Annotated in this window: 21 protein-coding genes and 1 pseudogene; 10 read left to right on the top strand and 12 right to left on the bottom strand. The window is 57.9% G+C overall.

From position 1 onward, the window contains the following. Positions 1-69 precede the first annotated feature (69 nt). The 4 genes from ada to ACX3YD_RS14325 all read right to left on the bottom strand — a co-directional run bounded on the left by ada (position 70) and on the right by ACX3YD_RS14325 (position 2523). Positions 70-1134 carry a bifunctional DNA-binding transcriptional regulator/O6-methylguanine-DNA methyltransferase Ada gene (ada, locus tag ACX3YD_RS14310; RefSeq protein ID WP_458960330.1) on the bottom strand — a complete coding sequence of 355 codons (1065 nt, stop codon included), beginning with the start codon at positions 1132-1134 and terminating at the stop codon, positions 70-72. Positions 1135-1221: 87 nt separating this feature from the next. Beyond that, the gene (gene alkB / locus ACX3YD_RS14315; RefSeq protein ID WP_458960331.1) at positions 1222-1887 is read right to left on the bottom strand and encodes a DNA oxidative demethylase AlkB; all 666 of its coding nucleotides are present in this window, start codon (positions 1885-1887) and stop codon (positions 1222-1224) included. Between the two features lie 127 nt (positions 1888-2014). After that, positions 2015-2185, bottom strand: coding sequence for a hypothetical protein (locus tag ACX3YD_RS14320; RefSeq protein WP_090469670.1), 171 nt, complete (start codon positions 2183-2185; stop codon positions 2015-2017). Between the two features lie 35 nt (positions 2186-2220). Next, positions 2221-2523: a DUF1883 domain-containing protein gene (locus ACX3YD_RS14325; RefSeq protein ID WP_047529442.1), complete on the bottom strand. Its 303-nt coding sequence runs from the start codon at positions 2521-2523 to the stop codon at positions 2221-2223. Positions 2524-2735: 212 nt separating this feature from the next. Here ACX3YD_RS14325 and ACX3YD_RS14330 point away from each other — a divergent pair, with 212 nt between their 5' ends. After that, positions 2736-3092 carry a hypothetical protein gene (locus ACX3YD_RS14330; RefSeq protein ID WP_047529440.1) on the top strand — a complete coding sequence of 119 codons (357 nt, stop codon included), beginning with the start codon at positions 2736-2738 and terminating at the stop codon, positions 3090-3092. 72 nt (positions 3093-3164) lie between these two features. Further along, complete coding sequence (locus tag ACX3YD_RS14335) at positions 3165-3395, top strand: hypothetical protein (protein WP_047529438.1); 231 nt, start codon at positions 3165-3167, stop codon at positions 3393-3395. 12 nt (positions 3396-3407) lie between these two features. Here ACX3YD_RS14335 and ACX3YD_RS14340 read toward each other — a convergent pair whose 3' ends face one another. Further along, complete coding sequence (locus ACX3YD_RS14340; protein ID WP_047529436.1) at positions 3408-3689, bottom strand: hypothetical protein; 282 nt, start codon at positions 3687-3689, stop codon at positions 3408-3410. Between the two features lie 129 nt (positions 3690-3818). Continuing rightward, positions 3819-4007: a hypothetical protein gene (locus ACX3YD_RS14345; protein WP_458960332.1), complete on the bottom strand. Its 189-nt coding sequence runs from the start codon at positions 4005-4007 to the stop codon at positions 3819-3821. A 293-nt stretch (positions 4008-4300) separates the two neighbouring features. Here ACX3YD_RS14345 and galU point away from each other — a divergent pair, with 293 nt between their 5' ends. Both galU and gorA read left to right on the top strand, forming a co-directional pair. After that, positions 4301-5140 carry a UTP--glucose-1-phosphate uridylyltransferase GalU gene (galU, locus tag ACX3YD_RS14350; RefSeq protein ID WP_047529432.1) on the top strand — a complete coding sequence of 280 codons (840 nt, stop codon included), beginning with the start codon at positions 4301-4303 and terminating at the stop codon, positions 5138-5140. Positions 5141-5271: 131 nt separating this feature from the next. Further along, positions 5272-6630 (top strand): glutathione-disulfide reductase, encoded by a 1359-nt coding sequence (gene gorA / locus ACX3YD_RS14355; RefSeq protein ID WP_458960333.1) that lies wholly within the window; start codon positions 5272-5274, stop codon positions 6628-6630. On the opposite strand, the gene ACX3YD_RS14360 is transcribed toward gorA, so the two are convergent. Continuing rightward, on the bottom strand, positions 6627-7640 hold the full coding sequence (locus tag ACX3YD_RS14360; protein WP_458960334.1) for a DNA-binding protein: 1014 nt from the start codon (positions 7638-7640) through the stop codon (positions 6627-6629). The genes gorA and ACX3YD_RS14360 overlap by 4 nt on opposite strands. A 178-nt stretch (positions 7641-7818) precedes the next feature. On the opposite strand from ACX3YD_RS14360, the gene ACX3YD_RS14365 reads away from it, so the two are divergent. The 3 genes from ACX3YD_RS14365 (at position 7819) to ahpF (ending at position 11146) form a co-directional block, all read left to right on the top strand. Beyond that, complete coding sequence (locus tag ACX3YD_RS14365) at positions 7819-8757, top strand: site-specific integrase (RefSeq protein ID WP_103403017.1); 939 nt, start codon at positions 7819-7821, stop codon at positions 8755-8757. A 137-nt stretch (positions 8758-8894) separates the two neighbouring features. Next, on the top strand, positions 8895-9458 hold the full coding sequence (gene ahpC, locus ACX3YD_RS14370) for an alkyl hydroperoxide reductase subunit C (protein ID WP_458960335.1): 564 nt from the start codon (positions 8895-8897) through the stop codon (positions 9456-9458). A 125-nt stretch (positions 9459-9583) separates the two neighbouring features. Beyond that, positions 9584-11146, top strand: coding sequence for an alkyl hydroperoxide reductase subunit F (ahpF, locus tag ACX3YD_RS14375; protein WP_458960336.1), 1563 nt, complete (start codon positions 9584-9586; stop codon positions 11144-11146). A 141-nt stretch (positions 11147-11287) separates the two neighbouring features. Here the strand turns inward: ahpF and gloA are convergent, their stop codons facing one another. Continuing rightward, complete coding sequence (gene gloA / locus ACX3YD_RS14380) at positions 11288-11809, bottom strand: lactoylglutathione lyase (RefSeq protein ID WP_103403020.1); 522 nt, start codon at positions 11807-11809, stop codon at positions 11288-11290. A gap of 145 nt (positions 11810-11954) precedes the next feature. On the opposite strand from gloA, the gene ACX3YD_RS14385 reads away from it, so the two are divergent. Continuing rightward, positions 11955-12479 (top strand): DUF4946 domain-containing protein, encoded by a 525-nt coding sequence (locus ACX3YD_RS14385; protein ID WP_103403021.1) that lies wholly within the window; start codon positions 11955-11957, stop codon positions 12477-12479. A 175-nt stretch (positions 12480-12654) separates the two neighbouring features. On the opposite strand, the gene ACX3YD_RS14390 is transcribed toward ACX3YD_RS14385, so the two are convergent. Then, the gene (locus ACX3YD_RS14390) at positions 12655-13020 is read right to left on the bottom strand and encodes a histone-like nucleoid-structuring protein, MvaT/MvaU family (protein ID WP_047529417.1); all 366 of its coding nucleotides are present in this window, start codon (positions 13018-13020) and stop codon (positions 12655-12657) included. A 234-nt stretch (positions 13021-13254) separates the two neighbouring features. Then, positions 13255-14787 carry an EAL domain-containing protein gene (locus ACX3YD_RS14395; protein ID WP_458960337.1) on the bottom strand — a complete coding sequence of 511 codons (1533 nt, stop codon included), beginning with the start codon at positions 14785-14787 and terminating at the stop codon, positions 13255-13257. A gap of 151 nt (positions 14788-14938) precedes the next feature. Here ACX3YD_RS14395 and ACX3YD_RS14400 point away from each other — a divergent pair. Both ACX3YD_RS14400 and hppD read left to right on the top strand, forming a co-directional pair. Then, a pseudogene (locus ACX3YD_RS14400) lies at positions 14939-15040 on the top strand (EamA/RhaT family transporter); the annotation flags it as partial. Positions 15041-15289: 249 nt separating this feature from the next. Continuing rightward, positions 15290-16366, top strand: coding sequence for a 4-hydroxyphenylpyruvate dioxygenase (gene hppD, locus ACX3YD_RS14405; protein WP_047529408.1), 1077 nt, complete (start codon positions 15290-15292; stop codon positions 16364-16366). A 64-nt stretch (positions 16367-16430) separates the two neighbouring features. Here hppD and rarD read toward each other — a convergent pair whose 3' ends face one another. Continuing rightward, the gene (gene rarD / locus ACX3YD_RS14410) at positions 16431-17312 is read right to left on the bottom strand and encodes an EamA family transporter RarD (RefSeq protein WP_458960338.1); all 882 of its coding nucleotides are present in this window, start codon (positions 17310-17312) and stop codon (positions 16431-16433) included. A gap of 158 nt (positions 17313-17470) precedes the next feature. Beyond that, a complete protein-coding gene (locus ACX3YD_RS14415) occupies positions 17471-18484 on the bottom strand; it encodes an aldo/keto reductase (RefSeq protein WP_458960339.1) in 1014 nt (337 codons plus the stop codon). Between the last annotated feature and the right edge of the window lie 174 nt (positions 18485-18658).

Below are 18658 nucleotides of genomic sequence, written 5' to 3' on the forward strand. Positions count from 1 at the left end.
GCCATCCTGCCTGCGGCAGATCCCATAAGGGGACGCGTTGCCCTGCAGGATTTACCGCCGTGTTTACCGCTACTGCGCTTCCCGTTCCAGCAACTGCCGCTTGCGCTCTACGCCCCAGCGGTAGCCCGACAGATTGCCATCGCTGCGCACCACGCGGTGGCAGGGAATCGCTACCGCCAGGCTGTTCGCGCCACAGGCTTGGGCCACCGCGCGAACGGCTTTTGGCGCGCCGATTTGCCGGGCGATATCGGCGTAGCTGGCCGTGCGGCCGACGGGAATGTCCCGCAGGGCTTGCCAGACCCGCTCCTGAAACGCCGTGCCACGCACGTCCAGAGGCAAGTCCAGGCCCAGCGCCGGGGCCTCGATAAAACCCACAACCCTGGCGATCAATTGCTCGAAGTCTTGATCGGCACCGATCAGATTGGCCCGGCGAAACTTGTCCTGCAGATCGCAGACCAGTTGCTGCGGATCGTCCCCCAGCAAAATGGCGCAAACCCCGCGCTCGCTCTGCGCCACCAGGATCGCGCCCAGGGAACATTGGCCGACGGCAAACCGAATGTCGTTGTTCTGGCCGGCCGCGCGATAATCCGCAGGTTTCATGCCCAGCAGTTGATCCGCTGCTTCATAAAAACGGCTGTTGGAGTTGAAGCCGGCGTCGTACAGCGCGTCGGTTACCGAACCGCCATCCGTCAAACACTCCCGAACCCTGCGGGAACGATGGGCAGCGGCGTAACCCCTGGGCGTCAGGCCGGTGACAGCCTTGAACACTCGATGAAAGTGAAAACTGCTCAGTCCCGCTGTTTCGGCCAGTTCGTTCAAGGCCGGGAGCGTTTCCGCGCTTTCGATCTGCCGGCAAGCGGCGGCCACGGTGGCGGCATGCTGCGCGGCCACGGCGCTTTGATCCTTCGCCGCGCGTTTGCTCGGACGATAACCCGCTGCTTGTGCCTGTTCGGCCGTGTCGAAGAACTCGACATTCTGCGGATTCGGCAAGCGCGCCAGGCTACTGGGATTGCAGTAGATGCCGGTGGTTTTCACGGCATAGACAAATTGCCCATCGGCGTGCGGGTCGCGAGCGACGACGGCGGCCCAGCGTGGGTCGAGTTCAGCGGTGTTTTTTGTCGTATGGCTTGTCATGGCGGGAAGTCCGTTGACCTGTTTACGGCAGATTAACCACGTCGGCGTGCCGTCACACTCCGGTGCTTGCGGTCAAATTCGACAGGTTCATCCCGCCGTGCGGAAGGTGAAGTTGATCCGCTGTTCACCCAGCAGTGAATGCTGGCCTTCCTTGATCGGCAGGACACCGTGATAGCGCAAGCGATCAACGCCACCCCAGACCACGATGTCGCCGTGCAGCAGCGGGACACGCTGGCTTTTATCGCTGCGTTCAAAACCGCCGAACAGGAACATTGCCGGCAAGCCGAGCGATACCGAGACGATCGGCGCGGCGTAGGTGCATTCGTTTTTGTCCTGATGCAAAGACATTTTCGCCCCCGGGAGGTATCGGTTGATCAGGCAGGAGTCGGGGAGAAACTCGCTGAAACCAGCCTCTTGCGCGGCGGCCTGGGCCAACTGCAAGAAAATCTCCGGCATGTCCGGCCACGGCTGGCCTGTCTGCGGATCGTGGTGCGTATAGCGATAACCGCTGCGGTCAGTGGTCCAGCCCAAGGCGCCACAACTGCTCAGGGCGACCGACATGGTAAACCCGCCCGGCGTGATCATCTGCCGAAACGGTGCCGCAGCCAGCACAGCCTCGAGTGCCGGCAGCAAACGTTCCAGCCAGGGTAAGGCAAAGCCTCTCAATACGTATGACTGTTCGCCGATTTGCTCACGCCGGGGTTGCTGCACGGGTTCCGCGTCGGCGAACAGATCAGGGGTGGTCGGGTTCATGGTGATCCATGATGCATTGTGGAAATAATGCCTGGGGAAAGCCGTTTTTCGCTGTGCAGGCGAGGGATGCCATGACGCGAATGATCAACGCCGGGAGCAGACATCCATGTTGCCGCTCCACAGGGTGTTACAGCGCTTTGCTGACGCTGATCTCGCTGATGACGTCTTCGCTCTGGCCGTGAATGGCTTCCAGCGCGGCTTTGGCTTCTTCTGCCGTGCCGTTTTCAAGCTGGGCGAACTCGAAGCGACGTTCGCCGTTAAGCTTGTATTTGATGACGTATTTGGTCGTTTGGGCCACGGTCATACCTGTCTGTGTGCGGGCTGGGGCGTCACTCAGCTCAATTTCGAGCTGGTGCGGCGGATGATCTTGATCGAATGAGTCAGGGTCGGTTTACGGGTCACGCTGATCGCCCGGCGGTTGACGGTGTCGATGGTGATATTCCAGAAACCGGTGCTCGGCGCGGTGATGCGGGCCGGAAAGGTGTCGAACGCGCCACCGTGGTAGGTATGACGGCCGCCATTCTTGAAGCTGCGGAAGTTGGCGTCGTTCATCAAGCGGATGTTGCACATTTGGGAGCATTGGATGACGACGATGTCGTCTTCGTTGAGGTGCTCGCGCTGGTGGATAAATTTCATGGGCGCCTCCAGAAGGGCTTTTTCTACAAAATCAAAACGATAGCAATGGGCGATTGGCGCAGTTTATCAGCCCGCAGGCGTTATTATCGGGTCGTTGAGGTCCGATTTGGCAATAAAAAACCGATATCGGGCAATCCTTGGGCATTAAATACAGTGTGCCTTGGAGAAAAACAGCGTCTTTGCTGTCGGAGGGTCTTTATTGGAGGTTTTATATGAAGTGGGGTGCGTGGGTCCTGCCGTTGTTTCTGGCAATCAGTGGGTGTGCAAGTGTCGCGGAGATCAGCGAGACCCTGCCCACCATGAACGTGATTTCAGGCAAGAAGCCCCATGAGTACGCGCAATGCCTGAGCGAAAAGCTCGCCAGCAGCCGTGGTGCCTTGCAGATAGAAACGCATAAAGAGGACGTTCGAGTCATCGTGCCGCAGAAGTTCTCGTCCGGGCCAGCGGCCGTATTCGATATCGAACATCGCTCCGGCGGCAGCAGCATCAAGCTGCATGAGCGTATTTCCAACGTGCCCCTGCGCCCACGGGATGTGCGCGACGCTGCCACCGAGTGCATTTCCGGCTGATACAATACCAACGGTCAGCACCGATGCCGTCAAAGCAAGACTTTGGCGGCATTGTCATTTCTGGAGTCGAGCATGAAGCGAGAGCAAGTACGGGAGCGCCATTCAAAGGGGCAGGTCTCTGGCACCCACGTGATTCAGAACCCGGCAGATCCGGGCGAATGGATCGTTTTTTTCAAGAAAAGCGGAGGGCGCAGTTTTTTTCTGGTGGACGACAACGATGAAGTGGAATCCTTCAGTCGCCTCGACGACCTGATCGAAACGGTTCGGGGCCTGGGTATCAAGTTCGCCGAAATCCACATGTAAAGGCCGCACGCCTTACTTGCAGACCACCACCACACTGCGATTCTTGTAGTTGCCGACGTCGACGCCCAGGGTTTTGTCGCTTTCCTTGGTGGCGGGCGTGCCATCGGTGCCCACAATCCGGTAACCGGTGCCGGCGCACGAGGCGTCGGCCTTTTCGTAGCAGGTGGCCCAGGAGTTGGCTTCCCCGGAACAATCAATGGCCAGACCCTGTTCGCCGTTATTCAAGTACGTGGTTTGGGACGTCGCACAGCCACTCAGGGCCAATACCGCGATCAGTGGCAAGAATTTAGTCATGTCGTTTTCGTCGTCAAAGAGGTGGGCAAAAGCTGTGACAGCGCCGGCAGCAAAAGGTTATAGCGATAGGCCACTTGTTGCCGGTTTTCATGAAAAAGCCCTGCGCAATGGCAGGGCCTTGGGTGCCGATCAGTGCTTGTCCTTGCCGCGTCGCTTGGGCTCCGGGTGCTCCAGCTCCAGCACCGACGCCACTTCGATCGCCATGGCTTCGGTCGGAAAGGGGCCGGCAATATTCTCACCGGCGACACTGCCTACCCACCACTGTCCATCCATTGCCTTGTTGATCAGGAAACCGTTGACGCTCTTTGCTGCCGACATCTATCTGCCTCGTTGGCTGGTTCAATCGCGCCATGATAACGCCAAATGCACGCATCGGGTGCGGATGGGCGTATGGTGGGCCGATTGCCCGTTCAGATGACAAACCGTGCAAGTCTGGCGGTGTCTGCTATCAATAACAGGCTGCTGAGCAATCTTCGGAGCTCCCGGTGGAACTATCCGCCGAAATATTTCTCTATGATGGCATCGGTTAGCCAGTGCGGGGCATTGTAAGGTGCTCTCCGCCTGATTAGACTGCGCCGAAACTCGTACACACAGCCCTTTCAAGGACTTTTATGATCAAGAAATGCTTGTTCCCAGCAGCCGGTTACGGTACTCGCTTCCTGCCAGCGACTAAAGCCATGCCCAAAGAAATGCTGCCGGTGGTAAACAAGCCACTGATCCAGTACGGCGTCGAAGAAGCTCTGGATGCCGGTTTGACCGAGATTTCCATCGTTACCGGTCGTGGCAAGCGCGCTCTGGAAGACCACTTCGACATCAGCTACGAGTTGGAAAACCAGATCAAGGGCACCGACAAGGAAAAATACCTGGTCGGTATCCGCCGCCTGTTGGATGAGTGCTCGTTCTCCTACACGCGCCAGACGGAAATGAAAGGTCTAGGCCATGCCATCCTGACCGGTCGCCCGCTGATCGGCGACGAGCCGTTCGCCGTGGTGCTGGCGGATGACTTGTGCGTCAACCTGGAAGGTGACGGCGTACTCAAGCAGATGGTCAAGCTGTACAAGCAGTATCGCTGCACCATCGTCGCAATCATGGAAGTCGACCCGCAAGAAACCAGCAAATACGGCGTGATTGCAGGCGACCTGATTGGTGATGATCTGTACCGCGTGCGTAATATGGTCGAGAAGCCAAAACCGGAAGATGCCCCGTCGAACCTGGCGATCATCGGTCGTTACATTATGACGCCGGACATCTTCAGCCTGATCGAACAGACCGATCCGGGCAAAGGTGGCGAGATCCAGATCACTGACGCCCTAATGAAGCAGGCGCAGGACGGTTGCGTGATTGCCTACAAGTTCAAGGGCAAGCGCTTCGACTGCGGTGGCGCCGAAGGTTACATCGACGCGACCAACTTCTGCTTCGAGAACTTCTACAAGACTGGCAAGGCTTACTGATAGCGCCTGAGCTGCCTGTACTGAAAAAGCCACCTACGGGTGGCTTTTTCATTTTCGGGCCCCATATCGATAGCAGCGCTTGCCCAACCCATGGCGGCGGGTATGCTGATGGCCTGCCGAGGAGATAGAAAATGGCCTACGATTTTGACCTTTATGTGATTGGTGCCGGCTCTGGCGGTGTGCGGGCTGCCCGATTTGCAGCCGGTTTCGGCGCGAAAGTGGCCGTGGCCGAGAGTCGCTACCTGGGTGGTACTTGTGTCAACGTCGGCTGCGTGCCGAAAAAACTGCTGGTCTACGGCGCGCACTTCGCCGAAGACTTCGAACAGGCTTCGGGTTTTGGCTGGAGCCTGGATGAAGCGCAGTTCGATTGGGCGACGCTGATCGCCAACAAGGACCGCGAGATCAATCGCCTGAACGGCATATACCGCAACCTGCTGGTCAACAGTGGCGTGACCTTGCATGAAGGTCACGCCATGATCGTCGACCCGCACACGGTCGAGATCAATGGCGAGCGCCACAGTGCCAAACACATCCTGATCGCGACCGGCGGCTGGCCGCAGATTCCGGAGGTTCCGGGGCATGAGCACGCGATCAGCTCCAACCAGGCGTTTTTCCTCAAAGAGCTGCCCAAGCGTGTGCTGGTGGTCGGCGGTGGCTACATCGCCGTCGAGTTCGCAGGGATTTTCCACGGTCTGGGCGCGAAAACCACGTTGCTGTATCGCGGCGAACTGTTCCTGCGCGGTTTCGACGGTTCGGTGCGCAAGCATTTGCAGGAGGAGCTGACCAAGCGCGGCATGGACCTGCAATTCAATGCCGACATCGAGCGCATCGACAAGCAGGCCGACGGCAGCCTGAAGGTGACGCTCAAGGACGGCCGGCACCTGGAGGCTGACTGTGTGTTCTACGCCACCGGCCGGCGTCCGATGCTGGATAACCTGGGGCTGGAAAACACCGGGGTGAAACTCGACAAGAAAGGTTTCGTGGAGGTGGATGAGCAGTACCAGACCGCTGAGCCGTCGATTCTGGCGCTCGGTGATGTGATCGGTCGCGTCCAGCTGACACCCGTGGCACTGGCCGAGGGCATGGCGGTGGCCCGTCGCCTGTTCAAGCCTGAGCAGTATCGTCCGGTGGATTACAAAATGATCCCGACGGCGGTGTTCAGCTTGCCGAACATTGGCACCGTCGGTTTGACCGAAGAAGAAGCGCGCGACGCGGGGCACGATGTGGTGATCTTCGAAAGCCGTTTCCGGCCGATGAAGCTGACCCTGACCGAATGCCAGGAACGCACGCTGATGAAACTGGTGGTGGATGCCAAGACCGACAAGGTGCTGGGCTGCCACATGGTCGGTCCAGAGGCGGGCGAGATCGTCCAGGGCCTGGCGATTGCCTTGAAGGCTGGCGCCACCAAGCGCCACTTCGACGAGACCATCGGCGTGCACCCGACGGCCGCCGAAGAGTTCGTCACCATGCGCACGCCGGTTGCCGGCTAATCGTTCTTGGCGGTGTCTGGCGCTGTCGCAACGGCAGCCGCCAGACGCTCGCTTTCTTCCAGTTCTGCCTGTGCCTTGATCAATTCGATTTCCAGCGACTTGTTGATCTGCAGCTGTTCATCGACGTTCTGTTTCAGCGACTGACTTTCCAGCAGGGCGACGCGCAGGCGTTCCTGGAGGAGGGTGCGTTCGCCGTCAACGCGATTGGCTTGTTCCAGTAACTGATCCTGGCGACTGTTGCTTTGCTTGAGCTGCTCTTGCAGCGAACTCAGCTCGCGTAGGGTTCCCCGGTTTTCGGTCAGCAGGCGCTCGTTGTCGCGGTGCAACTGGGTGATTTCATCCTGGCGCACCAGGGTGCTCTGCTGAGCCTGGCGCAATTCCATCTGCAACTGCTGCACCTGACTTTCATGGCGGCTGTGTTCCTGCTCGCGCTGCTCTTTAACGGCGTTGCGGTAGTGCTCCAGCGCGTCGCGGGCATGCAGGTGTTTCTCTTCCAGCGAGCGGATCTGCTCGTCCTTGTCTTGCAAGCGCAATTCGAAATCCGCCAGTGCCTGGTTCAGTCCGGCATTGCGGGTTTGTTCGGTCTGCAGCATGGAGCGGGTGCTGTGCAGGGCCTCGGATTCCTGGGCCAGTGCCAGGCTTTGGAGTTCGTAGTGCTGCTGCAATTGCGTATTGGCCTGCTCGGCCTCGTGCAGCCGGGTTTCCAGGTCCTTGCGTTGCTGTTCGAACTGCTCGCGGGCCTGGTCGATAGGTTCTTGTGCCTGTTCCTTCAGGCGTTGCGCCAGTCGTGACACCAGGGCCAGCAACTCATCGTCGATAGGCTCCGGCGCTTCCGTGTCATCAGGTTGAGTGCCTTCCCCCAGTTCTTTCAGATAGCGATGGATCGTGGTCTTGGAGCCCGTATTGCCCATCTCGATCCGTACTGCATCGATGCTCGGGTTTTCGCCACGGGCGAGGATCGCCAGACGCGCGGCTTGAACCACTGCTTTGTTAACGCCGCCACGGGCCATGATTACTCCTGCGATTTTGATGTGTGGTACGTAATGCCGTATTACGCATTGTACCATCGAATATTAAAAGATAAATACAGGCGACGAATGACACGGGATATACTGGTATTACCCCGTGTGATCATCGGAAAACCGATTTTTCACCCGTAAAAGCGGTACGCATTCGAGAGTTGGACCCATGAGTGAGCTGGATCGTTACCTGCAAGCGGCGACGCGCGACAACACTCGCCGTAGCTATCGCGCCGCCATCGAGCACTTCGAAGTCAGTTGGGGCGGGTTCCTGCCGGCAACGGGCGACAGCGTGGCGCGGTATCTGGTGGCCCATGCCGGCGTGTTGTCGATCAATACCCTCAAGTTGCGGTTGTCGGCGCTGGCCCAGTGGCACAACAGTCAGGGGTTCGCCGACCCAACCAAGGCGCCTGTGGTGCGCAAGGTGTTCAAGGGGATTCGTGCGCTGCATCCGGCCCAGGAGAAACAGGCCGAGCCCCTGCAACTACAGCACCTTGAGCAAGTCATCGGCTGGCTGGAGCAAGAGGCGCAAACGGCCAGGGCCGAGGGTGATCGTCCGGGGTTGCTCCGCGCCCGGCGCGACACCGCGTTGATTTTGCTCGGCTTCTGGCGTGGGTTCCGTAGCGATGAGTTGTGTCGCCTGCAGGTCGAGCATGTGCAGGCCAGCGCCGGTTCGGGCATCAGCCTGTACCTGCCGCGCAGCAAGAGTGACCGCGAGAACCTTGGCAAGACGTACCAGACACCCGCGCTGCAGCGTTTATGTCCGGTGCAGGCCTACATCGACTGGATCGGTGAAGCGGCATTGGTCCGTGGTCCGGTGTTTCGCGGCATCGATCGCTGGGGGCATTTGAGCGAGGAGGGCCTGCACCCAAACAGTGTCATTCCTCTGCTGCGCCAGGCATTGGGGCGTGCGGGCCTTGCGGCCGAGCACTACACCAGTCACTCGTTGCGCCGCGGCTTTGCCTCGTGGGCGCATCAGAGTGGTTGGGACTTGAAGTCGTTGATGAGCTATGTGGGTTGGAAGGACATGAAGTCGGCCATGCGCTACATCGAAGCCAGTCCGTTCCTGGGCATGGCCCGCCTCGCGGAAAAGTCGTTGGGCCCGTAAATACGCTTTTCTTCTATTAATAAGGTTGGCTAATAGCCAACGCCAATCAGCGGCATGAGGTTTGCCAATGAGCCAACCGTCCGTCGAGTGGGTAAAGTTCTCCCCATCAACTTCTTAACCCCGATGGAGAGTCAACGATGCCTATCATCAACAGCCAAGTTAAACCGTTCCAAGCGACCGCCTACAAAAACGGCGACTTCGTACAAGTCTCGGACGCTGACCTGAAAGGCAAGTGGTCTGTCGTTTTCTTCTACCCGGCTGACTTCACTTTCGTTTGCCCAACCGAGCTGGAAGACCTGGCTGACAACTACGATGCCTTCCAGAAGCTGGGCGTCGAGATCTACAGCGTTTCCACTGACACTCATTTCGCCCACGCTGCCTGGCACAACACGTCGCCAGCGATCGGCAAAATCCAGTACACCATGATCGGCGACCCGACCCACACCATCTCCCGCAACTTTGACGTGCTGATTGAGGAAGCGGGTCTGGCTGACCGTGGCACCTTCGTGATCAACCCTGAAGGCCAGATCAAAATCGTCGAACTGAATGACGGCGGTGTAGGCCGCGACGCTTCCGAACTGCTGCGCAAAATCAAGGCTGCCCAGTACGTCGCTGCTCACCCAGGCGAGGTTTGCCCTGCCAAGTGGAAAGAAGGCGAGGCCACTCTGGCGCCGTCCCTGGACCTGGTCGGCAAGATCTAAGTCTGTGACGCGCTTCATCAGGGCGGACTTCCGCACCTTCTAAGCAAGCTGCACCGCCCAATAAAAACGCCCGGGCGAGATTCGATCGGGCGTTTTTTTTAAAGAATCAAAAGGAAATCGCCCGTATGTTGGACGCCAATCTAAAAGCCCAGTTGAAATCGTACCTGGAACGGGTCACCCAGCCGATCGAGATCGTTGCCTCCCTCGACGACGGTGCGAAATCCCGGGAAATGCTCGAACTACTGAAAGACGTTGCCAGTCTTTCCACCCAAATTACCTTGCTCGACAACGGTGACGACGCACGCAAGCCATCGTTCTTGATCAATCGCCCGGGGGCTGATATCAGCCTGCGTTTTGCCGGTATCCCGATGGGCCACGAATTCACTTCGCTGGTGCTGGCCTTGCTGCAAGTCGGCGGCCACCCTTCGAAGGCCAGTGTCGAAGTGATCGAACAGATCCGCTCGCTCAAGGGTGAGTTCAAGTTCGAGACTTACTTCTCGCTGTCCTGTCAAAACTGCCCGGACGTGGTCCAGGCGCTGAACCTGATGGCGGTGCTGAACCCGAACATCCGTCATGTCGCCATCGACGGCGCGCTGTTCCAGGCCGAAGTCGATGAGCGCCAGATCATGGCGGTGCCCAGCATCTACCTCAACGGCGTGAACTTCGGCCAGGGCCGCATGGGCCTGGAAGAAATCCTCGCCAAGATCGACACCAGCGGCATCGAGCGGCAAGCCGAGAAGATCAGCGCCAAGGAAGCCTTTGACGTGCTGGTGGTCGGCGGCGGCCCGGCCGGTGCCTCGGCGGCGATCTACGCAGCTCGCAAAGGCATTCGTACCGGTGTGGCGGCGGAGCGATTTGGTGGGCAGGTGCTGGACACCATGGCCATCGAAAACTTCATCTCGGTGCAGGAGACCGAAGGACCGAAACTGGCGGTAGCGCTGGAAGAGCACGTCAAGCAGTACGACGTGGACATCATGAACCTGCAGCGCGCCGACAAGTTGCTACCCGGCAAGGACGGTGAGCTGCACGAAGTGCACTTCGCCAGCGGTGCGAAGCTCAAAGCCAAGACCGTGATCCTGGCGACCGGTGCTCGCTGGCGTGAAATGAACGTGCCGGGTGAGCAGCAATATCGCAACAAAGGCGTGGCGTACTGCCCGCACTGCGACGGCCCGCTGTTCAAGGGCAAGCGCGTGGCGGTGATTGGCGGCGGTAACTCCGGTGTCGAAGCGGCTATCGACCTGGCGGGTATCGTCTCCCACGTGACGCTGCTGGAGTTCGACGTGCAGCTGCGCGCCGATGCGGTCTTGCAGCGCAAGCTGAACAGCCTGCCCAACGTGACCGTGATCACCCATGCGCAAACCACTGAAGTCACCGGCGACGGGCAGAAAGTCAATGGCCTGCGCTACAAGGATCGTAAGACCGATGAGCTGCGGACCGTGGAGCTGGAGGGGATCTTCGTACAGATCGGTCTGCTGCCTAACACCGATTGGCTCAAGGGCACCATCGAGTTGTCGCCGCGTGGCGAGATCATCGTCGATGCCCGTGGCGAGACCTCGGTACCGGGCATATTTGCCGCTGGCGACGTAACCACCGTGCCGTACAAGCAGATCGTGATTGCCGTGGGCGAGGGCGCCAAGGCATCCCTGAGTGCGTTTGATCACTTGATTCGCACCTCGGCCCCGGCGTAAACCACGGCGCTGAAAACACAAAACCCCATGAGCGATCATGGGGTTTTTTGTGTCCGCGATCATTGTGGGAGCCGGCTTGCCGGCGATGGCGATTTCAAGGACGCCAACGCTGGGCCAGCTCCCACAAGACGGGTTTTTGCATCACAGCGGCGCAGGCTGAATGATCTCGACCCAATAGGCATCCGGGTCCTTGATGAAAGCCAGGCTTTTCATGCGACCGTCATTCAGGCGTTTCTGGAAATCGCAGCCCAGCGCTTCAAAGCGCTCGCACGCGGCAACGATGTCTGGTACCGAAATGCAGATGTGGCCAAAGCCGCGTGGGTCGGTGTTGCCATTGTGATAGGCGAATTCCGGGTCGTTCTCGGTGCCATGGTTGTGGGTCAGTTCGAGAATGCCGGGGATCGATTTCATCCACTCGGTGCGTGCTGCGGCGTCGGCCGGGATCTGGCTTTTGTCGACCAGCGCGAGGAAATACAGGCTGAATTCCGCTTCCGGGAAGTCGCGCTTTTCCACCAGTGAGAAACCGAGGACACGCGTGTAGAAATCCAGGGATTTGGTGATGTCCTTGACGCGCAGCATGGTGTGGTTGAACACGAAGTTCTGGGTCGCGGTATCAGGCTGCGCGGTCACGCCGGGGAAGCTGTTCAGTTCTTGCAGGCTCATGGGCCCTCCGGAAAACAAGTGGGGCTGAAGAATGGCGACAATGATACGCAAGGGCTCTGACATCACCAAACCAAAACCGTCGGCTATTGCCTGACGGCCGGTCGAAGCTCAGACTTCCGGCCACAATTGGCGAGTGTTCATTGCAATGATTCGATTCGGTAAAACGTTGTTCCTCTTGATGGGCGTGCTGTCGACGGTCGGCATGGCTCACGCCGATGCGCCGGTCATGCCCTGGCCAACCGGCTGGCAAATCGAAGACGTGCCGCAAGGTGACGGCAAAGCGGGTGTCAGTCGCCAGCGCGCAGTGAAAAACAATCAGGCTGGCGAGCCGGTCATGGTGATGGAACTGACCATGACCCAGGTGGAAACCGGTCATCAGGTCAATCTGGAAGCCGTGCTACTGGAAATGCGCAAGTCCGTGCAAAAAGGCTTTTATCAGAGTGGCTATCAAAGTGCGTGCAGCCGGATCCATGCGACAACCTTGAGCCGATTACCGGCGTTGGAAACGACTTGCACCATCACGCAAAACGGACGTCATGTGCTTTCGCAAACATTGGTCGCTGCGGTGGACGCCGATAAAGCCTACGTTCTTTCCTATGCGGGGCAGGCCGACGCTTATAAAACCAGCCAGGATGAAATAGAGGCGGCACGTAACGGCTTGAAGCTTTAGTTGAAAACTTCAATAAACGCGGTCTTCAGCGCGCCCACAAATGTTTAGATACCCAATGGGATTAAGCATAAAGTTGATCGGCAACTAGAGAGTTGATCGACCCTCGTCGCTGAATTTAGAGGATATTCATGAAAAAGCCCTGCATTCGCAGGGCTTTTTGTGTCGGCGCGAGTGCTTAGCCACGCAACCAGGAATCAACGGTCGAGGCACCGTATTGTTCCTTCCAGGCTTTCAAGCCGCGGTGGTTGCCACCCTTGGTTTCAATCAGTTCACCGGTGTGCGGGTTCTGATAAACCTTGACCACGCGAGCGCGACGGGTTTTAGGTGCTACGGCCTGTTGCAGACCGGATTTTGCCGGGTTCGGATCGAGAATGGCGATGATGTCGCGCAGGCTCTTGCCGTAGGTTTTCATCAGTCCTTGAAGCTTTTCTTCGAATTCGATTTCTTTCTTGAGCCCGGCATCGTTCTTCAGGGATTCAAGCTGCTTGAGCTGTTCTTGAAGGGCCTTTTCAGCGGCACGAAATTCAGCGAGTCTGGACAATATCTTTACTCCAATAGTGTGTTTGGCTGATACCAACCGCAAACAAAGCTATAAGCCAAGAGCCTTGAAGCGACCCGGTGATAATGGCTCACCCGCCAAATTACGGCAGGCATGAAAAATTGTAGTAGTTAATTGCTCAAGAGTAAATCATGTCTTTTCTTTCATGTAACAAGAGTTGTTTTTTTGATTCAAATGGGTGCACGGCAACGTTACCACATCGCTTAAAACCGCTAGTTAATGATCGCTTAATGCACTAATGAACTCGACGCCAGGCATCGGTCTGCCGTACAGATAGCCTTGCAGAAAGTTAACGTTATGAGCGGTCAGGTAATCACTTTGCTGCTGGGTCTCCACACCTTCGGCAACCATTGCCAGACCGAGTTTGATCGCCAGTTCTATGATGCTGTCCAGAATATGGCTGGAAAGGGTATCGATGCCGATCATGGCGACGAAACTCTGGTCGATCTTCAGGTAGTCCACGTTGAATTGACGCAGATAGCCGAGACTGGAGTGACCGGTGCCGAAGTCGTCGATGGCGATCTTTACGCCGAGATCACGAAGTTGGTCGAACAGCTGATGCGTGATGGCTGTCGGTTCGATCAATTCGCGTTCGGTCAATTCCAGCACCAGGTGAATGGAGCCGGGCGCGAAAGCGTCGAGAAACTCGCGGCAATCCTTGACCAGGTCGAGGTCCTGGCAATGGCTGGCGGTGATGTTGATGCCGATATGAAACGGCTCCTTGAACGATGCGGACAGCGGCGCGAGCAACGTGGCGGTCTGTTGCATCAGCGATCGGGTCATTGGCACGATCAGCCCGGAGTGTTCGGCAAACGGAATAAACAGGTCGGGCCGCACCAGGCCTTCTTTCGGGTGGTTCCAGCGCATCAGTACTTCGATGCCGGACAACTTTTTACTGTCGCCATGCACGACCGCCTGGAAATACGGGACGAACTCCGCCGCATCCAGCGCACGTTGCATTTCATGAGTCGGAGATGACGTACGCTTCTGTAGAAAATGCCCGAGCGATCCTGAAATCACGCCGAAAAAGATCAACAAGCTGAACAGGGGGGGATACTGACTGATCATGTAAAGCCAGGTTTCACCCTTGGGGAAACCGGCGGTCACGCTGAATCCATAACGAGAGGATGCAAGCGTGGTTGGCGCCACCGGAACGTCGGGCAGCATGTCGACGTGAAACTTGCCGTCGGCGGTCAGCCAATTGGGTCCGACTTGCAGAAACAACAATGTCTGGCGACCAATCAGGCGCAACACGTTACTCAGGTGATAACCGTCCAGTGTGCTCATCGCGCCCTGTTTGCCTTTGCCGAGGCGATACACCAACAACGCAGTATCAGGGGTGACCGGGTTGCCCTTCATCAACTCCAGCTGGCCTTGACTGAAGTCGCCGGAAGCAATTTTCTCGTGATAGTCGCCGAACAGGGAACTGCAATAAATGGTGTCGTCCCATACCAGAATGGTAGAACGCACAAACGGACGCCGAGTGACCTGTTCTCGAAGGGCCAGCTTGACGTCGATGCAACTTTGCCCGGCCAGCGGCAGTAACTCCCGCGCCGCCTGGGCGGTATTGTCGAGCATCAGCTCGAACTGGCGAACAGTTTCTTCGGCGGTCTGTCGAGCGTCTTGCCTGAGCGCTCGTTCAGCCTGCATATAAAGGATGGCAGCGCCCATTACAACCGGCAGCAACCCGCTCAACAGAGTGATGGCAATTCTGATACTGCGTTTACGCGATTTGGCTTTCAGCGGCATTCGTCAAACCTGTAGCGTTGAAGTTGGGCTCTCAAATGCTGGCAGGGCGACGCGCCTCCCAAAAAGAGTTCATATCCGAGCCATGATAGTTGGCCCATGGCATTTATGTCGTTCATTGATGGTTAATTCGCACGGCAAGATTGAAGACGGCGAGCCATCTACGCCGGCGATGGACCTGGGAGGAGGGCTGATCCTGACCCGGATTTTCCTGTGCAATAAACCCCTTGCGCGTGCAGGGAAAAAGGGGATTTGATACAGAAGGCGGACAAACTGATTTACGCTGTGTAGAATCAGGTTACGCATACAAGAATAAACGACTTCTGGCAGCAGAAGCCTCGCCCGCAAAAGCCTTGGGTCGACAATGAAGATATTCGGGTTTCAATTGATCTTTGGTGATTTCCTCGCCCGCAGTGTGCGGGGTATCTCCTGCGCGCCACCCTCCGGCCTCAGCATCGCTAGCAACTAACGTTTGTTAATTCCAAAAGCATGATGAGGCGCCAAAATGGCAGATTTATACGAAAACCCAATGGGCCTGATGGGTTTTGAATTCATCGAATTCGCATCGCCAACCCCGAACACCCTGGAGCCGATCTTCGAGATCATGGGCTTCACCAAAGTTGCGACCCACCGTTCCAAGGACGTGCACCTGTATCGCCAGGGCGCGATCAACCTGATTCTTAACAATGAGCCGCACAGCGTGGCCTCGTACTTCGCGGCCGAGCATGGTCCATCCGTGTGCGGCATGGCGTTCCGGGTCAAGGATTCGCAAAAAGCCTACAAGCGTGCGCTGGAGCTCGGCGCGCAGCCGATTCACATCGAGACCGGTCCGATGGAGCTGAACCTTCCGGCGATCAAAGGCATCGGCGGCGCGCCGCTGTACCTGATCGACCGTTTCGGCGAAGGCAGCTCAATCTATGACATCGATTTCGTGTTCCTCGAAGGCGTCGATCGCAACCCGGTCGGGGCGGGCCTGAAGATCATCGACCACCTGACGCACAACGTGTATCGCGGGCGCATGGCCTACTGGGCGAACTTCTACGAGAAGCTGTTCAACTTCCGCGAAATCCGTTACTTCGACATCAAGGGCGAATACACCGGCCTGACCTCCAAGGCCATGACCGCGCCGGACGGCATGATTCGTATCCCGTTGAACGAAGAGTCGTCCAAGGGCGCCGGGCAGATCGAAGAGTTCCTGATGCAGTTCAATGGCGAAGGCATCCAGCACGTGGCCTTCCTCAGTGATGACCTGGTCAAGACCTGGGATCACCTGAAAAGCATCGGCATGCGCTTCATGACCGCGCCGCCGGACACCTACTACGAAATGCTCGAAGGCCGTTTGCCGAACCACGGCGAGCCGGTTGGCGAACTGCAAGCACGGGGCATTTTGCTGGATGGTTCGTCCGAATCGGGTGACAAGCGACTGCTGTTGCAGATCTTCTCGGAAACCCTGATGGGGCCGGTGTTCTTCGAATTCATCCAGCGTAAAGGCGATGATGGTTTTGGCGAGGGCAACTTCAAGGCGCTGTTCGAATCCATCGAACGCGACCAGGTGCGTCGTGGTGTGTTGGCCACCGACTAAGCCATAACGCCTGTAAACCTGTGGGAGCGAGCTTGCTCGCTCCCACATTGGGTTCTGGGTGAGGTTAAAGCCTGCGCTGTCGCATCAAATGCTTGAACCCTTCGAACACCAGCACCAGCACCGCCATCCAGATCGGGATATAGGTCAGCCATTCGCCGGCCTTGATGCTTTCCCCCAGCAGCAACGCGACGCCCAGCAACAGCACGGGCTCGACGTAACTCAACAGTCCAAACAGGCTGAACGGCAGCAAGCGACTGGCGATGATGTAGACCACCAGCGCCGACGCACTGATCACGCCAAGCAACGGGATCAGCAGCGAGAGCCATGGATGCTGGTCAAACACGTTGAAGCCCTGTTCACCGCTTTGAACGAACCAGAATGCCACGGGCAGGGTCAGGCTCATGTCCAGCCACAAGCCACCGAGGTTGTCCGTTGCCAGTCGCTTGCGCACGACGAAATAGGTGGGGTAGCCGATGCACACCAACAAGGTCGCCCAGGAAAATCCGCCAACCTGATACACCTCGTTGATCACGCCGAGGCAGGCGAAAAACACAGCGATTTTTTGCAGGTAGGAGAGGCGTTCACCATAGGCCAGCCGGCCGGTCAGGACCATGGTCAGCGGCAACAGGAAGTACCCCAGCGACACATCCAGGCTGTAGCCATTGAGCGGCGCCCACATGAACAGCCAGAGCTGCACGCTGACCAAGGCCGAAGAGAGGATCAGGGCGAGCAACAGAACAGGCCGGACTGCGACTCGCCGCACAATGTCGACGACGCGTTTCCACTCCCCGGACATCACCATGAACACGGTCATGCACGGCACCGTGAGCAACATGCGCCAGCCGAAGATTTCCACGCCACTCAAGGGCGTGAGCAGCGACGTGTAGTAATACATGACGGCAAACAGCACCGAGGCTGAAACCGATAGAGCGATACCTTTAGACAAGCTGTCCTCGCGTGGTTGAAGGTGAAACGGGGTGCGGAGGATACGCGGTTTTTGTGCAAAATATTGGCCGTATGATCAATATTCACAACATTTTGGGCAAGACTCGAAACCCTGTGGGAGCGACCCGACAAGCCCGCTCCCAGGAGTGAAATGTACCGTCAGTAGGTACGCGGTTTACGGCCCGGCACGAAATGACTCACGTCGTTGAACCCCGGCGTCGATGCATGCCCCGGCGTCACCAGCGAATCGATGAACGCTTCATCTTCAGCCGTAATCTTCACCGCCTGGGCCTTAGTGTAGGCATCCCATTGCGCTTCGGTACGCGGGCCGACGATGGCCGACGTCACGGCGCTGTTGTTCAGCACCCAGGCAATGGCGAACTCGACGATGCCGATGCCACGGCTTTGGGTGTATTGCTGGATCTGCTGGGCGATGCGCAGAGACTCGACGCGCCATTCGGTTTCCAGGATGCGTTTGTCCTGGCGTCCGGCACGGCTGTTGGCGTCCGGGGTGACATCCGGTGCGTACTTGCCGCTGAGCACGCCGCGCGCCAATGGACTGTAAGGCACCACGCCCAGGCCGTAGTTTTGTGCGGCGGTGATCTGCTCGGTTTCGGCCTGGCGGTTGACGATGTTGTACAGCGGCTGGCTGATTACCGGGCGGTCGACGCCAAGGTGGTCGGCGATGCGAATCACTTCGGCGATGCGCCAGCCACGGTAGTTCGACAGGCCCCAATAGCGGACCTTGCCCTGGCGAATCAAGTCGCCGATGGCCGACACCGTGACCTCCAGTGGCGTGTTGTGGTCTTCGCGGTGCAGGTAATAGATGTCGAGGTAATCGGTGCCCAGACGCGTCAGGCTGGCTTCGATACCGTTGAAGAGGTGCTTGCGGTTCAGGCCGCTACGATTCGGCACGCCGTCCACCGGGCCGAAACCGACCTTGGTCGCCAGCACCCATTCCTGACGGCGACTGGCGATCGCTTCGCCGACGATTTCTTCCGAACGACCATGGGTATAGACGTCGGCGGTGTCGATGAAATTGATGCCCTGGTCCCAAGCCTTGTCGATGATCCGCAGGGAATCTTCGGTGCTGGTCTGTTCGCCGAACATCATGGTGCCCAGGGTCAGGGTGGAAACCTGCAGTCCCGAATGACCCAGCGTGCGGTAGCTCATGACGAAATCCTTTTGCCGGTGGAAAGGCTCAATCAAATACCAGAACACCCCCCGTGAGCAAACGAATATCGAACGATAGGCCAGCGGCTGCCACAAGCGCTTTGTGAACGCTGGCTTGCCGGTGATGGCGATGGTGACGTTGGTATCATTGGCAAGCCGATTCCCCCAGCGGTA

The sequence above is a fragment of the Pseudomonas fluorescens group sp. PF-1 genome (genome assembly GCF_054481335.1).

Coding starts and splice junctions, on each gene's coding strand:
- ahpF (WP_458960336.1), top strand. CDS start 9,584: ATGTTGGACGCCAATCTAAAAGCCCAGTTGAAATCGTACCTGGAACGG.
- ACX3YD_RS14365 (WP_103403017.1), top strand. CDS start 7,819: ATGAGTGAGCTGGATCGTTACCTGCAAGCGGCGACGCGCGACAACACT.
- gorA (WP_458960333.1), top strand. CDS start 5,272: ATGGCCTACGATTTTGACCTTTATGTGATTGGTGCCGGCTCTGGCGGT.
- ahpC (WP_458960335.1), top strand. CDS start 8,895: ATGCCTATCATCAACAGCCAAGTTAAACCGTTCCAAGCGACCGCCTAC.
- ada (WP_458960330.1), bottom strand. CDS start 1,134: ATGACAAGCCATACGACAAAAAACACCGCTGAACTCGACCCACGCTGG.
- galU (WP_047529432.1), top strand. CDS start 4,301: ATGATCAAGAAATGCTTGTTCCCAGCAGCCGGTTACGGTACTCGCTTC.
- ACX3YD_RS14330 (WP_047529440.1), top strand. CDS start 2,736: ATGAAGTGGGGTGCGTGGGTCCTGCCGTTGTTTCTGGCAATCAGTGGG.
- hppD (WP_047529408.1), top strand. CDS start 15,290: ATGGCAGATTTATACGAAAACCCAATGGGCCTGATGGGTTTTGAATTC.
- ACX3YD_RS14335 (WP_047529438.1), top strand. CDS start 3,165: ATGAAGCGAGAGCAAGTACGGGAGCGCCATTCAAAGGGGCAGGTCTCT.
- ACX3YD_RS14340 (WP_047529436.1), bottom strand. CDS start 3,689: ATGACTAAATTCTTGCCACTGATCGCGGTATTGGCCCTGAGTGGCTGT.
- ACX3YD_RS14360 (WP_458960334.1), bottom strand. CDS start 7,640: ATGGCCCGTGGCGGCGTTAACAAAGCAGTGGTTCAAGCCGCGCGTCTG.
- ACX3YD_RS14385 (WP_103403021.1), top strand. CDS start 11,955: ATGATTCGATTCGGTAAAACGTTGTTCCTCTTGATGGGCGTGCTGTCG.
- ACX3YD_RS14345 (WP_458960332.1), bottom strand. CDS start 4,007: ATGTCGGCAGCAAAGAGCGTCAACGGTTTCCTGATCAACAAGGCAATG.
- alkB (WP_458960331.1), bottom strand. CDS start 1,887: ATGAACCCGACCACCCCTGATCTGTTCGCCGACGCGGAACCCGTGCAG.
- ACX3YD_RS14415 (WP_458960339.1), bottom strand. CDS start 18,484: ATGAGCTACCGCACGCTGGGTCATTCGGGACTGCAGGTTTCCACCCTG.
- ACX3YD_RS14325 (WP_047529442.1), bottom strand. CDS start 2,523: ATGAAATTTATCCACCAGCGCGAGCACCTCAACGAAGACGACATCGTC.
- gloA (WP_103403020.1), bottom strand. CDS start 11,809: ATGAGCCTGCAAGAACTGAACAGCTTCCCCGGCGTGACCGCGCAGCCT.
- ACX3YD_RS14395 (WP_458960337.1), bottom strand. CDS start 14,787: ATGCCGCTGAAAGCCAAATCGCGTAAACGCAGTATCAGAATTGCCATC.